Source organism: Lutimonas saemankumensis, from assembly GCF_020171465.1.
Classification (GTDB): Bacteria; Bacteroidota; Bacteroidia; order Flavobacteriales; family Flavobacteriaceae; genus Lutimonas; species Lutimonas saemankumensis.
This window is the reverse complement of sequence record NZ_JAIUZR010000003.1, coordinates 350,454-365,971: the sequence shown is the minus strand read 5'-3', so window position 1 is coordinate 365,971 and position 15,518 is coordinate 350,454. Positions and strand designations below refer to the sequence as shown.

Here is a 15,518-nt window from a genome sequence, read left to right as displayed (position 1 = left end):
ATGTTCAGGAACAGATTCCTGCAACCAAAGTAGTGATTTTTATCAGGGCAGCGAAGTATAAATGTTAAGTTTCGATTTTTTGAGTCCCTCACCTGAAACGGTTAAGCTAATTTTTCCAGATGTCTCAAGTGATTTCACCAGAACCACTAATTTACCATTAAAAACTTTCATCGTCGGTTCATGAAAAACCTCTAAGGAAGTAGGATCACCGTTGCATACGGCCCGGAACTTACCTTTTCCCTCAACGTTAAACTTTAGCCGGTTTGAGGCTGTTGGACATAGATTCCCGTCTCTATCCACAATACTGGCCGTTACATAGCATAAATCGTCTCCATTAGCCTTTATCGTTTTTCTATCCGGTTCAAGTTTAATTGTATAAGGTTTACCTGCTGTTACCATAGACTTTTCGGCAGCAATTTTTCCGTCATCATCATATGCAACAACCCTCAAGGTACCGGGTTCATATTTTGTTTCCATCCACATCAGGCGATACCTTTCCAAACCCGATTCCTTACTTTTTTTCCTGACCCCCTGACTTTTTCCGTTAATGAATAATTCAGCACTGCTAAAATTGGTATAAACAAATACCGGGGTAATCTCGCCCTCACGGCCTTCCCAGTTCCAATGCGGTAGAACATGAAGTGTATTTTCTTTTTTATTCCAGCGACTTCTGTACAAATAATACCTGTCTTTAGGTATACCGGCCAAATCACATATTCCAAAATAGGAACTTCTTGAGGGCCAGAATTCATCATAGGGTGTCGGCTCTCCCAAATAATCAAAACCTGTCCAAACAAACTCACCAATAACCCAAGGTTTATCGTCCTGCATGACAAAATCATCTTCAGGCAGATTTGACCAGCTGCAATATTCGAGATCATAAGAAGAACATTGCAGGTCATCGTACTGTTTTTGAATTCCAACTTCAACCGGGAACTTATAGACTCCCCTGGAACTTACTGTTGAAGCCGTTTCAGAGCCAAGCAGAAGGCCTTGGGGGAATTGGTCATAGGCTTCTTCGTAAAGATGAACACGATAATTCAATCCGGGAATATCCAGAATAGCTCCAAATCCATTTTGCATAACAGATTTTACCTGATCCATTCCGACTGTAACGGGTCTTGTGGGATCTTCTCTGTGAAAAATATCCTGAATCCTTTTTAAACGTTTCACCCCTTCATTTCCCCATTGATCCGGAACTTCGTTGCCCGCGCTCCACATCACTATACTTGGATGATTACGCGTGGCCCGCACCAGGTTTACAATATCCTTCTCGACCCAATCATCAAAATACAGATTATAACCATTTTCAACTTTAGGCTTTTTCCATTCGTCAAAACTTTCGGCCAGAAAAAGAAAGCCCATTTCATCGCACAACTCCAGCTGTTCCAAAGAGGGCATGTTATGAGAAGATCGTACCGCATTGCATCCCAAATCTTTAAGAATCGTCAATTGACGTTTTAGAGCCGACTTATTTACGGCAGCTCCTAATGGTCCAAGGTCATGATGCAGACATACTCCCTTAAATTTAGTGACCTTCCCATTAAGCTCAAATCCTTTAGAAGAGGAATAATTAATTTCCCTTATTCCAAATCGGACCTCAGCTGAGTCTTTGAGTACCTCTTTCTGATAAAGTTTTATAACAGCAGTGTACAAATAAGGGTTTTCCGGACTCCATAGTATCGGGTTTCTAACCGCCAGGTTTTGTTCAATTTCATCCACAAATTTTTGATGAAAACTACCTTCTGAAACGGTATTCCCTTCTGTATTCCGTATACTTGTTTCAATTCGTACAGAATCTCCATGTACCCTGGACTTGATAGTCACCTTTGCCAATTCCTCATCAACGATGGGGGTTGTAACATAATGAGCCCAATGTTTGAAACTTGTTTTATTCTTTACAATAAGTTTGACTTTCCTATACAGACCTGCACCAGGATACCATCGCGATGAAAAGGCTTTATTTTCCAAACGTACCGCTACGATGTTCCTTTTATCCTTTTCAATTAAATCGGAAATATCAAAGTAAAAATAAGAATAACCGTAGGGCCTTTCTCCCACTTTTTTACCATTGATATAAACCTCCGCATTACTCATGGCTCCATCAAAGGAAATTAACACCTTTTTTTGATCAGAATCTTTAGGAAGGTTTAATACGGTCCGGTACCAACCCACCCCAATGAAAGGCAAGGCACCTGTTCTACCGGTCTTTTCCGTTGCCTTATCCTCGTTATTCTGCTCTATCTTAACAATCTGCCTGTCTATCTCCTTGTCAAAAGGGCCGAAAATGGCCCAGTCATGAGGAATTTCTACAGTTTCCCATTCCTGATCATCAAATTCTCTCTCAAAGGCAACAGGGTTTTCCCCTTTGTAAAAGCGCCATGAATTCAGTTCTGTAACAACGGTCTGTGAAAATAATTGGACGTTTGTTGTAAGAATCAGGAACATTAAAATTCGGTTTTTCATAATAAAGTGATTTGGTTCAAATCAAAAGGTTTTAATCCTTATTCTTTGATTTCTTTAACTCAAACTTAAAAACGTCCGGTCTTGAATAATGCCCTACAACATCAAACATTCGTTTGGCCTTGATGATATCCTGAAGATTAATTTCTGCTGTTAATATTCCTTCTTCCGCTTCCAGTGGTCCTGCCAGTATCTTTCCATTAGGTGCTATAATAGCACTATTTCCGGTATTGATCCATTCTCTTCCCTCAGGGTAAAGTTCTTTAAATTCGTATTTATCTGGAATATCTTCCATCTTGATGGCCATACAAGTACTGATTACAAACAATCCTCCTTCTCTCGCTACATGTTGCATGGTTTGAAGCCAGTTTGGGCTTTTATCCCAGGTAGGAGCTGCCAATATTTGAGTGCCATATCCGTAGATCGCATTTCTGGCCAGTGGCATAAAGTTTTCCCAACAAATTAAACCTGCTATTTTACCGACAGATGTCTCATAAGATTTTAAGCTGCTTCCATCCCCCTGCGACCAGATAAGACGTTCTCCTCCTGTAGGAATTAACTTCCGATGTTTACCTAAAATCGTTCCTTTATCGCTAATAAAGAGTAAACCGTTAAATAAACTGGAATTGCTGGTTTCGGAATTCCGTTCATGTAATCCGATAACTACGTTTATTTTAGCTTTCCTCGCCGCATTGCATAACTTTTTTGTGGATTCGTCGGGAATTGAGACAGCATTTTCAACCAGTTTCAAATAAAGTTCGTTCAATGCGGCACCTTTGCTGTTCGGGATCAGCCAAACCCAGTCCGGATATCCAGAGATAAAAGCTTCTGGGAATACGATGAGGTCAATTCCATTAGCTCCGGCATTATGAATTGCCTCACAAGCTTTATCTACCGTTTTCTTTTTGTTGAGAAAGACAGATGAAAGCTGAGCCGCGGCAATTTTGATAGTTTTTTTCATTTTATCGATGCTGTTAGTTTCTGCTTTGATCCAGTAAGTCCCTGATTATTTCAATGATCCTTTCCGGCCTCTCCTGATGAATATCATGCCCTCCATCAATTTTTAAATGTCTTGAGTTCTTATTGTTATTCATGATCTGACTGTGAAAATCATAAAAATCCCATTGCGTTGCTGAGACGATTACCATGGTGATATCATCAGAAACAGGAGCGTTTTGAACGTACTTCCTGTTATCAAGATAGTTTTCCCACTCTTTGCGTTCTCCAACAGATGAATTTGCAAATGACTGGTTACCAATTTCTTTAAACTCATTATATTCTTCTTGACTGTAACCGTCGTAGAGCTTATCCGGTGAGGGATCAACCAATACCAGGGCCTGAAGTTCATCTGGGTAATGAATTGCAAAATATCTCGCCAGATAACTACCCATGGAATGAGCCACATAAATATAGGGTGGATTGATATTTTCCTTTGACAATAAGGCCCTCAGTTCATCTACCATGAAAGGTATTTTTTTTTCCGAAGGAGTTAACTCAGATTTTCCCGTACCTGACCTGTCATAAGAAAAAACACGCGTATCTTTCGATATTGAATCTGGTATGGACTTCCATGTATCCATGGATGACCCCATTCCATTTTCGAACAATACAGTGGGTTTACCCTCTCCAAATTCTTTGATATGTAATTGAGCCCCGTTAATCTCAACAAACCTTTCCGGTTTATTTTTCTCACAGCATATCAAAAAACTCACAGTAAGGATCAAAATGAAAATTTTCTTCATAAAAGCATTTATCCAAAACTTATAAAATCAAATTGCGAAAATTCAATTCTAATTTCTATTTGGCTGTTAATTTACGATAATAAATTCCTTTGAATACCGTATTTAATAGTTTTCCATTGGAATCGTAAATTTCCCAAAGCTGGGTAACTGTACCATCTTTATTTTGATACCAGCTTATCTGATTATAATAAAAATCGACTTTTTTACCCTTTATCAAATCACTTTTCAGAACCATTCTTCCTGAGGTATATTTACCCTTCAGTTTCAAGACATTTCCTTTATTATCTACCCACAACTGGTTCCAGGTTGAATCCGAACTGTCAAAATAATTCATACTCGTACCGGTACCGCCCTGGGCTCCTTTCCAGTTTTCAAGAAGGACACAATTTTCCTGGATCTTTGAAATCGTATTTTCACCAACCTTATTGCCTAATGAATCTTTAACGACCCATTCTCCCACCCAAAAATCAAATTGCTTATGCTGGGTTTCGCAGCATAAGCAATTTGTTTGAGCAAAAGTACTTCCAACTACTAAAAATAAAAATATAGTTTTTAGAATTTTCATTTCAAAAGAGATCATCTCTAATTCAGGTCATAGCGATCCGCATTCATCACTTTAGCCCAGGCACCGACAAAATCTTTGATAAATTTCTCATTGTTGTCATCTTGTGCATATACCTCAGCATAGGATCTTAGAATAGAATTTGATCCCAAAACAAGATCTACCCTCGTGGCTGTCCATACAGTGTCTCCCGATTTTCGATCTACAATCAGATAAAGATTGTCACCAACAGGTTTCCAGGAATAGCTCATATCTGTGAGATTGACAAAAAAGTCATTACTAAGAACACCTTCATTGTCAGTGAAAACTCCATGTTTTGTGTCGCCGTAATTGGTTCCCAACACACGCATTCCACCAATCAGCACAGTCATTTCAGGAGCAGTTAATCCCATAAGTTGAGTTCTGTCAAGTAAAAGTTCTTCGGGTGTGACAACGTAATCATCCTTTAACCAGTTTCTAAAACCATCATGTATTGGCTCTAGCACTTCAAATGAATCGACATCAGTCATAGCATCTGATGCATCTGATCTTCCACTTGTAAAAGGAACTTCAATATTCACACCGCCATCCTTGGCTGCAGCTTCAATGGCAGCACATCCACCCAAAACGATAAGATCGGCCATACTTACATTAACATTTGATTCTCCTTGAATTTCAGATAGCTTATCCAACACCTTATTCAATCTTTCGGGCTCATTACCTTCCCAGCTCACCTGGGGTTCCAATCGAATTCTTGCTCCATTGGCTCCTCCACGGAAATCTGAACCCCTGTAGGTTCTTGCACTATCCCATGCCGTACTGATCAGTTCAGCTCTACTCAAACCACTGCCCAAAAGTTTAGATTTTAAATCTTTGATTTCGGCTTCACTAAGACTGCCGGAAGATTCGGGAATAGGATCTTGCCAGATCAAATCCTCCGTAGGAGCATCCGCTCCCAGGTACCTACTTCTCGGACCTAAATCTCTATGCGTCAGCTTGAACCATGCACGGGCAAAAGTGTCTGCGAAGAATTCAGGATCCTTATAAAAACGTTCTGATATTTCTCTGTAAGCAGGATCCATTTTCATGGCCATATCAGCATCCGTCATGATCGGGTTACGTCTCACATTAGGGTCATGAGCATCAACCGGTTTATCCTCTTCCTTCATGTTGACAGGCTCCCACTGCCAGGCTCCTGCAGGACTCTTCTTAAGTTCCCAGTCATGATTTAACAGCAAATGAAAGTAAGTGTGGTTCCATCTATCAGGTGTGGTTGTCCAGGCACCTTCCAGACCACTTGTTACAGTATCCGCCGCATTGCCATTACCTTTTGGATTTTTCCAGCCAAGTCCTTGTTCTTCAATTGGGGCTCCTTCAGGGCTTGGGCCCAATGCAGATGCATCTCCGTTACCATGAGCCTTACCTACCGTATGACCCCCTGCTGTCAGAGCAACAGTTTCCAAATCATTCATTGCCATCCGCTTGAAGGTCAAACGAACATCATGAGCCGTCCTAAGTGGATCAGGCTGACCGTCAACACCTTCTGGGTTTACATAGATCAACCCCATTTGCACAGCTGCCAACGGATTTTCAAGCGATTGTCGATTTTCGCTATCCGTATAACGATTTTCTGTAGGTGCGAGCCATTCCTTTTCTTCTCCCCAGTAAATATCTTTTTCAGGATGCCAGATGTCTTCCCGACCACCAGCAAAACCAAAAGTTTTAAAGCCCATAGATTCGTAAGCCATATTACCTGCCAGTATGATCAGGTCCGCCCATGAAATTTTATTTCCGTACTTTTTCTTTATGGGCCATAACAATCTTCTCGCTTTATCCAAGTTGGCATTATCCGGCCAGCTGCTCAAAGGAGCAAATCGCTGATTTCCGGTATTACTTCCTCCTCTACCGTCATCCACTCTGTAAGTCCCCGCTGCATGCCAGGCCATTCTTATCATCAACCCTCCATAATGTCCCCAATCTGCAGGCCACCAATCCTGGCTGTCCGTCAACAAAGACTTTAAATCGTCTTTCAAGGCCTCAAGGTCAAGACTCTTGAATTCTTCGGCATAATTAAAGTTTTCACCCATAGGATTTGTCTTCGAATCATGTTGATGAAGAATATCCAGGTTTAACGCCTTGGGCCACCAATCCATTACATCGTTGTGCTTTTCGGTATTTGCTCCGTGATTTACCGGACATTTACCACTCTTTGAATCGTTCATTTTTTTTAGTTTTAGATTATTTCAACAAATCGATTTTAACTTGTAGCCCACTTTTAAATCTGAATCTAATTGAAGGAAGTCCTGAAGAATTTTCCGGGTAGAAAATAAACTCTTGCAATTGTAATATTTGAAGTTGGCTTAGCTCCTTAAAAATACGAATAATTCAAATATTATTTTAATAATTTGACGAACATCTCATATCTTTTTTTTATCGCTTTATCGATAACAACTATGAGGGAAAATTCGTAATCAATTCAAAGGCAGTAATTTTTAACTTAAAGCTAGTAAATTCAACGCAGCCTTTCCTTAAAGAAATCCATGGTGCGCTTCCAGGCCAGACTTGCCGCATCCTCATCATATCTGGGTGTTGAATTGTTATGGAATCCATGCTTGACATCAGGATAAATGTACACCTGGTAATCAATATCGTTGGCTTTTAGAGCCTCTTCATAGGCCGGCCAACCCGCATTTACACGTTCATCCAGGGCTGCATACTGGAGCATAAGAGGAGCCTTGATTGTAGCCGTTTCCTCAGCGGTTGGCTGCCCCCCATAAAAAGGAACAGCTGCTGATAAATCCGGTAATTTTGTGGCCATCATGTTTGAAATCCATCCACCAAAACAAAAACCAACTACTCCAATCTTTCCGTTACAATCTTCATGAGTTGAAAGGTAATTGAAAGCTGCTATAAAATCCTCCAGCATCTCATTTCGGTCTCTTTTACGTTGCAAGGCCCTTCCGTCGTCGTCGTTTCCAGGATATCCTCCCAAAGGCCAAAGCGCATCCGGTGCAATCGTAATAAAACCTTCCAGTGCAGCTCTTCTGCCAACGTCTTCGATGTAAGGGTTAAGACCACGATTTTCATGAACAACAACGATACCGGGCAACTTTTTCTTTATTTTCTTGGGCTTCGATAAAAGACCCCGGATTTCTCCTCCTCCCTTTGGAGAATTATACAGGACATAATCTGAAGTAAGTCTTGAATCATCCTGCCTGATCGTAACAGAATTTTCATAATCAGGCATAACAAAACTCAGCAAGGACGAAACTGTTAGGCCCCCAACAGCGTAAAGGGATAGTTTCTCAATAAATTGTCTTCTTTCCAGTTTATTATGGGCATATTTATCATAGAGGTCAAATATTTCAGGATTCAGATTTTCTTTGGTCAGTTTTTTCATGGTTGGTTGTTTTAAAGTTTAGATCAATTGAATTCTTCTATTCTTTTAATTTTTCAAGGTCCCATACAATCCCTGACTTCGCTAAAGAGTGTTTTATATTTCAGGAACTAAGAACATTATAAGGGTAAAAGCCGGCAAAACTCATTTTAAAAGCCCTCGAGTAATCCGTAATTAATCAACTAAAAATATGAACCACGAATATATTTCATTTTATTACTGTGGAAATTCATAAATCCGCTTGAAGGTCCTTGTTACCGTGCTATCACTATTTAATAATTTTAAAGTTAACACATTTTCCCGGATTTCCATATTCCAGAAACTTCTCTTGTATTGTTCACCATAAGGGATCAATTCAATTTCAGGTTTGTGACCGTGAACATTATATACACCATCTACTCTTCCTTTTTGGGTTCCAATCATAAACCTCCTGTCCCATTTCAAAAAAAGTATGCCAATTGCGTCTTCCCCTGCAGATTTCTCAAAAAAACTACCATCTCCCTGGGCAGATTCCAGTTTCCATAATCCCATTCCTTCATCAGCCAATATACTCGGCAGTTCCTTAGAACGTTCTAATTTAACCCTTAGCGGCTGTCCTTCTTCCGTTCTTTCCCACATCATTTCATTCCCATTTATGCTAACCTTAAATGGAGCATTGGAATCCTTCAACCCATTTGTATTTACAATGGAAAGCTCGCTGTTTTCCGGGTTCAGTTCCCAGCTCCCGTAAGAATGTCTGTACCAGCCATTACCGGATTCCTGTGTCTGATCTGAATTAAATCGAGTCCAGCGGCCATTTGGTGTCACTTCCTGATCGCCCATCGAAACATTCTTTACGATCCATAGTCCTTCAATACTCTCTTTCTTTTCACATTGAGATAAAAACGTAACAAAAAAAAGAGACATTACTATAATTTTACGCATCATAAAATAAATATTTAAAATAGAAATATATTTAGGTTTTAGTATAAATAAGCAATACTGTATGCAATGTTAGCCCGTACTTTTTAATCCACCTGAAAGAACATTAACAAGTAACAGCAACTCCATTAAGTACTGATCACTTTGTTCCTGATCCTTTTCACGCAGCTCTCGCCATTTTTTCAAATACTCTATTTGAATCTCGTGAAGAACTTGTAATGCATCGTTTCTTAGTTTGTTGTTTTCGAGTTTTGAAATTCTTCTTGACGCTACAGAATCACCCATTAACTCCTCAACCTTGGTCAGGCATGAGTCATAATCCTTTAGGATAAGGTCCATAAGTTCATCCCGTGTTCGCTGATCCTCAACTAGATCAGCAAATTCGTTCATAATTTTTCGATCCGAATTTAACAAATTGGATTCAATCTGAATAAGACTGTACTTGAGAAATGGCCAGTCCTTAGATAAGATCGCCAGGCGTTTAAAATCATCGGGATGCTGGCTTTTAAATTCACCTAATGCCGTTCCCATTCCAAACCAACCGGTTAAATTAAATCGAGACTGGTTCCAGCTAAACACCCAGGGAATTGATCGAAGATCATCCAAAGAACGTTGTCCTGTTCTGTGTACCGGTCTCGAACCTATCTTACTCTGTTCCAAAACATCAATTGGTGTCGCACCTGTATAGAAGTCGATAAAATTAGGATGATCCAGTAATTTACGATAGGTATGTCGGGCTAGATTTACCAGTAGGTCCATAGTTTCATATAACCTTTCATCTTTGGTCTCGTTTGAAGTGGTCATGGCTTGACGGGCTGTACCCGCAACAAACATCTCCAGATTATATGTAGCCGTAAGACGATTGGCAAACTGGTTGGCTATGGTTTCACCCTGAACCGTCATCTTAATATGTCCGCTCATGGAACCAGCAGGCATACTGTCTAAAAATCGGTGTATTTTTCCTCCACCCCTGCTTATTGTTCCTCCTCTTCCATGGAAAAAACATAATTTAACACCTAACTCATCCCCTACTTTTGAAAGATTTTCTTCTGCTTTATATATGTTCCAGCGACTTGTCATGATACCGCCGTCTTTGTTGCTATCACTGTATCCAAGCATCACCTCCTGTGTGAAATTTTCACGGGCCTCACGCTGCCTGACAATAACCGGATGCTGCAAATAAGCAGAAAGGATCTCCGGACCGGCTACCAGGTCATCTATTGTTTCTAATAGAGGAACAACAGGAAGGTGTGCATCCTGGAGACCAACCTCTCTCAAAAGAAGAAAAACCAATAATAAGTCGCTCAGAGACCTTGTCATACTAACGATTACAGATCCTATACCTTCAGAACCGAATTCATCAACATAAGCCTTGACCTCCATAAGATATCCCAGAACATTATCAGCTTCTGTACCACAAGATGTTCCTACCACTAAAAAAGGCCTGTTACTTTTTAATTCTCTGTTAATAAAATCTAATCGTTTTTCTTCACTCCAACCGGCATAATCTGAATCTTCAGCCCCGGAAGCCGCCAGGATCTGACTGATGGCCTTCTCATGATAGGCACTATTTTGCCTTATATCCAGCTTTGACAAATGAAAACCGAAACTCATTACCATTCGCTCTAAGGGGAAAAGCCACTGTTTAGCGATTCGAATGGCATTCAGCCCAATGAGAAGTTTTCGCAATTTCCTTAATTCAGATAATAACACATGAGCCGATCGGAAATAACTTTCTTCACCAAGGGAATAATTGCCCTCTATAGTATGATCCAATCTAAGCAACAACAAGTTCAAAAACTGACGCAAAGGCTCCGAAGGATTTCTATCAAGTGCTTTCTGACCTTCAGATCCAAATAATTTTGCGCTCCTCTCTATTTCATTTAGAAATTCATCTGGAATAGAAACCAGATAACTTGAAAAACTCAATCGTCCGGCAAGTTCAAATAATTGCTTGCGAAGCATTTTAAGCGCCGCATTTCTATGCAATCTTAGCGTTGAGGCAGTGAACTCTGCAGTCACATAAGGATGTCCGTCTCTATCACCACCTACCCAGCTGCCAAATTGAATTAGCGGAAAATGTTCCGGCCATTGCAAGAGTTCCGGAGAAAATTCCAATCGAGCCCAGGCGTCGCTCAACCTCTTATCGGTTAATCTTACAGCCTCAGGGAACACGTTCTCAAAATAATGCATAAGGTTGTTTCTTTCGTCTTCAAGGCGTGGTTTTTGGAGATAGATCTCTCCCGTTCGCCACCAGCGTTCCATGAGACTTGTGATTTCCTGTTTGAGTCCGTATTTCTCTGATGTTGACCAATTTGGATTTTCCTTTTTTACAAGTAAAAGATATAACTCCCGGTGTATATCCAATACGGTAAGACGTTTTGCTTCTGTTGGATGTGCCGTTAATACAGGCACGACCTTCACCTCTCTTAATTTCTCTGCAATTTCATTTTGATCGACCCCGTCATTTTTCCATTTATGCAAGGTTTCTCCCCAGGATCCTCTTATGGATTCAACACCAAACTTTGTTTCGGATTTTCTTCTGTATTGTGTAGCCGCATTCTCCTCAGCCAGATTCAAAAGCTCAAAACAGATACCTAGCGCCTGGGTAAGTTTTTCGTTGGACACATCAATTTTCTCTGGCACCCCTCCGCCGTCAAAAGACAGACCAGCTGCCAAATCCTCCTCACCAATTGAGATCAGCATCTCTTTAAACAATGTTACCAAATATTGAAAATCAATCTTGATTTTTTCAAGTCCTTCGTATTCTAATAATTCTTCAGTCATTTATTTATTCTTAAATGTATGTTTTAATTTTCTTTAGTTTCAGATTCCCTTTTAATATAAAATACCATAATTTAACAGTTGTGTTAGCAACTTGCTACACCTTTCCATCAAAATGGCAAAAATATACTAATTAATAGAATTTTCAATTTAAGAATTCACAATTGTTAAGGCTAAAATACCTGAAAAAGAGATTTTTCACGAATATACCATGTTAACAAAACAATAATTTATTCAATTTCAATCTTGCCATCCGTCCAGTCAGGCAGGTAAAAATTCATTCCTGATTTTATTTCAACTTCAACAAGCCTGTTCCTAAGTTCCACAGAACGCAAGCCTATTTTCTCACGCAATTGATCTGTTTTTCTCAGTGATGATTGATCTGCCCCCTCAATAAATCCATAACCGGCTTCTGAATGATCATTCATAGTTGCCATGTACCAGTCATCTATTAAAGCCAATTCATAGGGAGATATTTCTCCTTTTTTAAGGGATTTCTTCAATAGTGGTCTAACATGAGGGTACAGGGTATCTTTTCTGGCATAATCTTCAGAGATTGAATTATGATGGCTAATTATTGTAGATACCCAAAAATCATTTCCGATAATCTTTTCGCCTGGATAACCATAGCTATTTAAAACATCCAAGAGTGTCAGCATCTGCCTTTCACTATGAGGAGCAAATTTCTTTTCGGCATATTTTACCTGTGACTTGTCCCCAATTCTTAAAAGCGCCCCTAAAGCCTTCTTTTGATCTTGCTTAAACATCTTGTGCACCTTCATCCTAAGTGTTGGATCTATTTTAGAAAGATAGATTTCATGCAATTCATCATATGACTCTTCGAGTTCTTTCCATTCAGGTTCCTTTTTCAACTCACTTAGAAACGTATTCTTTTTCAAACTTTTCAACTTCCATCCTGATTTGAATCCCTCCTGAATGATGTCAACCACCATCGATTTTTTGTCGAGATAAAATGCCAGCTGAGCGGCAACCTTAAAGTCCCTCAAAAACACAAAATCATAGGTATTAAAAACCTCAACATATTTGATCAGGGCCTCTTCATACCGCTCATCACTCACAAATTGTTCCGCATGATTTATGGCATTATGATACTCCATATAATTCAGCTTTCCCAGACTACGATCTCCGGTAAAAGCCGTGAATAAAACGAAATAAATGAAAAATAAAGAAAACTTCATGTAATTATGATTTCGCACAATTTTAATATGTTATATTTCTTGGGAAACTTAGAGATTTTGTTTCCTCCTCATGTATTAAGTCCCAGACAAGAGATTTTTGATTTCGAATATCTCATTGAATGAATTGTTCTTATCCATTCGATCATCATTAGGCTGAAACCCTATTTTCTCCAACAGCCTCTTCGAACCTCTATTTCTTCTATCGGTAAATGCTTCTAAACTGCTTAAATTCAATTTATTAAAACCGAAAATAATTACATTTTTTAGAGCCTCGCTCATCACTCCCATTCCATGGAACTCAGGATTTAAATCATAACCTACCTCTGCAATATTTTGGTCCACAGAAAAATTCCATAAACATATGGTACCAATAATTTTCGGGTTTTTATTCAAAGCTATTCCCCATGTAATGGATTCTCCATTTTCAAAAGCTTCGTTGATTTCATTGATGAACCTGACGGCATCGGAATGCGTCTTCGTCTTTCTGCTTTCGGGCCTTTCAATAAATTGATTGACTATTTCGTTCGAACGTAAAAATAGAATCTCCGCTGAATCCGATAACTCAATTTTGCGTAACAATAGCCTTTCGGTTTTTAATTCCTGGAATTGTTCAAAATTCATATTTCATCAACTTTATACCTGATTAAATGTATCCAGCCCTATTCTCTGGGACTCCAAATTTCGTATATGGGATTTCCTTTACTCGACAAACCGGAGTGATGCCAGTTTCCATCTTCCAGACTATAATCAAATTCCAAACTAGCTCCTACTCGAGTATCATCTCTGGAAAAAAACTCTATATTCTCAGTATACTTGCCATCAACCGTAGTATACGTACCTCCTCCTGTACCCATAAACGCTCTTGTTTCCGTATTATAAGCAATCCATTGGAACCTGGTTCCAGACAAAATTTTCATCGTTTTTCTGGGCCGATTCGTATCACGGCTGCGTATTTCTCCATCTCTTTTTCTGCCTGACATCAACCAGGCACCCTGAAGTTCGCCCGGAGCTCCGTCATCGATTCTTTTAAACTTCAAATCATCGCCAACTATTCCCATAACCGAATCCGTAATCATCACCTGAAAAGTGGATTCCATCCCAACCTTGTCGGCATCATCAGTATGAAACTCAACTTTTTCTGTCATTGAATTACCAACTAAATTCCAGGACCCGCCATTTGAATGAATAAATTTTCCAGATTCCGCGTTAAAGGTTGACAGTACCTGGTATCCATGCGAAAAAATTACAACACTTCTAAGTGGATCCCCTTTTTCAGAGGTATGATAGGCTTCCCAGGCTCCTATTAAAGACTGGGCTGAGAGTACCGCAGACATCAAAACTCCTCCAATTAACAAAAATATTTTTCTCATCATTTTTAGTTTTTACTTTCCTGTATTCACAAAACCCGGCCATCTATTCATATAGTTCACGAATCTACTACTTAATCCTTCGCCTAGAAGATAACTTTCTGATACCGGGGTTTCTGTCGATTTAAAACCTTCATCTGACATCACTTTTCTTGGGAAATCATGATGGAGTATGGCGGATCGACCAATGGTCACAAAATCAACTCCGGATTCCAGAACTTTTGATACATCCGAACCGTCTCTTATTTTACCCGCAATGGTCCACCGAACCTCTCCATATTCAATTTCGGTAAAATGATTTAACAGATTTTTATCTCGGTACTTTTCATCTTCCGGAAATTTATTGTAATCCCATAAAGAGATATCTAAAAAATCAATTTTTCCTCCCCGTATAAGTTGCTTACATATCCATTTAATCTCTCCGATATCCATACCAAATCGCTCCGGGGATAATCTGACACCGAGTAAAAAGGAAGGCCCACATAATTCTCTGATTCCTTTTACGATTTCAAACAATAATCGTGATCTGTTTTCAAGATTTCCTCCGTATTCATCTGTCCTTTGGTTGATCTTTGCACTCAAAAATTGACAAATGATATAACCGTGAGCCCCATGAATTTCAACACCGTCATAACCACTTTTCTTTGCTCGGACAGCAGCCTGAATAAAGTTGTTTTTCAATTCAGAAACCTCCTCTTTCGTAAGACCTCTGGCCCCATACTTTTCATTGTTAGAAGGACATACAGGTGATTGTCCAATCAATTCTTTTGGAGACCTTAACCCGGCATGAAAGAGTTGGATTACTGAAACACTACCCTGTTGGCGCAAAGCATCCGTTAAACGTTTATGTCCTGAAATCTGTGCATCTGAAAAAATACCGAGTTGCCCTTCAAAACCTTTTCCATTTTGCTGGATGTGAGAGGCACATGTCATTACCAGTCCAAACCCACCCTTTGCCCTCATCGAAAGCCAGTTCAATTCGTCTTCGGAAAGACTTCCGTCTTCATGACTTTGCTGGTTGGTCAGTGGTGCCAGCATAAATCTGTTATTCATGGAAATCCCGCATTTAAACTCTATGTTATCCGAGGGTTTGCTTTGTTTCAT

At 39.6% G+C, this 15,518-nt stretch carries 12 protein-coding genes; all 12 read right to left on the bottom strand.

What is annotated here, in order from left to right:
* Positions 1-42: 42 nt before the first annotated feature.
* A complete protein-coding gene (locus tag LCM02_RS03060; RefSeq protein WP_224926854.1) occupies positions 43-2,466 on the bottom strand; it encodes a glycoside hydrolase family 2 TIM barrel-domain containing protein in 2,424 nt (807 codons plus the stop codon).
* Positions 2,467-2,497: 31 nt separating this feature from the next.
* Positions 2,498-3,424 carry a carbon-nitrogen hydrolase family protein gene (locus tag LCM02_RS03055; RefSeq protein WP_224926853.1) on the bottom strand — a complete coding sequence of 309 codons (927 nt, stop codon included), beginning with the start codon at positions 3,422-3,424 and terminating at the stop codon, positions 2,498-2,500.
* 13 nt (positions 3,425-3,437) lie between these two features.
* Positions 3,438-4,205, bottom strand: a complete 768-nt coding sequence (locus LCM02_RS03050; protein WP_224926852.1) for an alpha/beta fold hydrolase — start codon at positions 4,203-4,205, stop codon at positions 3,438-3,440.
* Between the two features lie 55 nt (positions 4,206-4,260).
* Positions 4,261-4,770, bottom strand: a complete 510-nt coding sequence (locus tag LCM02_RS03045) for a hypothetical protein (protein ID WP_224926851.1) — start codon at positions 4,768-4,770, stop codon at positions 4,261-4,263.
* A 17-nt stretch (positions 4,771-4,787) separates the two neighbouring features.
* Positions 4,788-6,968 (bottom strand): catalase/peroxidase HPI, encoded by a 2,181-nt coding sequence (katG, locus tag LCM02_RS03040; protein ID WP_224926850.1) that lies wholly within the window; start codon positions 6,966-6,968, stop codon positions 4,788-4,790.
* Positions 6,969-7,258: 290 nt separating this feature from the next.
* Positions 7,259-8,146, bottom strand: a complete 888-nt coding sequence (locus tag LCM02_RS03035; protein WP_224926849.1) for a dienelactone hydrolase family protein — start codon at positions 8,144-8,146, stop codon at positions 7,259-7,261.
* A gap of 213 nt (positions 8,147-8,359) precedes the next feature.
* Positions 8,360-9,070: a hypothetical protein gene (locus LCM02_RS03030; protein WP_224926848.1), complete on the bottom strand. Its 711-nt coding sequence runs from the start codon at positions 9,068-9,070 to the stop codon at positions 8,360-8,362.
* A 66-nt stretch (positions 9,071-9,136) separates the two neighbouring features.
* Positions 9,137-11,851, bottom strand: coding sequence for a phosphoenolpyruvate carboxylase (locus LCM02_RS03025; RefSeq protein ID WP_224926847.1), 2,715 nt, complete (start codon positions 11,849-11,851; stop codon positions 9,137-9,139).
* A gap of 227 nt (positions 11,852-12,078) precedes the next feature.
* Complete coding sequence (locus LCM02_RS03020; RefSeq protein WP_224926846.1) at positions 12,079-13,047, bottom strand: hypothetical protein; 969 nt, start codon at positions 13,045-13,047, stop codon at positions 12,079-12,081.
* Between the two features lie 75 nt (positions 13,048-13,122).
* Positions 13,123-13,668: a GNAT family N-acetyltransferase gene (locus LCM02_RS03015; RefSeq protein ID WP_224926845.1), complete on the bottom strand. Its 546-nt coding sequence runs from the start codon at positions 13,666-13,668 to the stop codon at positions 13,123-13,125.
* 38 nt (positions 13,669-13,706) lie between these two features.
* Entirely contained in the window at positions 13,707-14,417 is a 711-nt protein-coding gene (locus tag LCM02_RS03010) for a membrane or secreted protein (RefSeq protein WP_224926844.1), read from the bottom strand.
* Positions 14,418-14,429: 12 nt separating this feature from the next.
* Positions 14,430-15,518 (bottom strand): NADH:flavin oxidoreductase, encoded by a 1,089-nt coding sequence (locus LCM02_RS03005; protein ID WP_224926843.1) that lies wholly within the window; start codon positions 15,516-15,518, stop codon positions 14,430-14,432.

Excerpts from the sequence above, each read along its gene's own strand:
- LCM02_RS03035 (WP_224926849.1), bottom strand. The coding sequence starts at position 8,146 with ATGAAAAAACTGACCAAAGAAAATCTGAATCCTGAAATATTTGACCTC.
- LCM02_RS03010 (WP_224926844.1), bottom strand. The coding sequence starts at position 14,417 with ATGAGAAAAATATTTTTGTTAATTGGAGGAGTTTTGATGTCTGCGGTA.
- LCM02_RS03060 (WP_224926854.1), bottom strand. The coding sequence starts at position 2,466 with ATGAAAAACCGAATTTTAATGTTCCTGATTCTTACAACAAACGTCCAA.
- LCM02_RS03005 (WP_224926843.1), bottom strand. The coding sequence starts at position 15,518 with ATGAAACAAAGCAAACCCTCGGATAACATAGAGTTTAAATGCGGGATT.
- LCM02_RS03020 (WP_224926846.1), bottom strand. The coding sequence starts at position 13,047 with ATGAAGTTTTCTTTATTTTTCATTTATTTCGTTTTATTCACGGCTTTT.
- LCM02_RS03030 (WP_224926848.1), bottom strand. The coding sequence starts at position 9,070 with ATGATGCGTAAAATTATAGTAATGTCTCTTTTTTTTGTTACGTTTTTA.
- LCM02_RS03015 (WP_224926845.1), bottom strand. The coding sequence starts at position 13,668 with ATGAATTTTGAACAATTCCAGGAATTAAAAACCGAAAGGCTATTGTTA.
- LCM02_RS03045 (WP_224926851.1), bottom strand. The coding sequence starts at position 4,770 with ATGAAAATTCTAAAAACTATATTTTTATTTTTAGTAGTTGGAAGTACT.
- LCM02_RS03050 (WP_224926852.1), bottom strand. The coding sequence starts at position 4,205 with ATGAAGAAAATTTTCATTTTGATCCTTACTGTGAGTTTTTTGATATGC.
- katG (WP_224926850.1), bottom strand. The coding sequence starts at position 6,968 with ATGAACGATTCAAAGAGTGGTAAATGTCCGGTAAATCACGGAGCAAAT.
- LCM02_RS03025 (WP_224926847.1), bottom strand. The coding sequence starts at position 11,851 with ATGACTGAAGAATTATTAGAATACGAAGGACTTGAAAAAATCAAGATT.
- LCM02_RS03055 (WP_224926853.1), bottom strand. The coding sequence starts at position 3,424 with ATGAAAAAAACTATCAAAATTGCCGCGGCTCAGCTTTCATCTGTCTTT.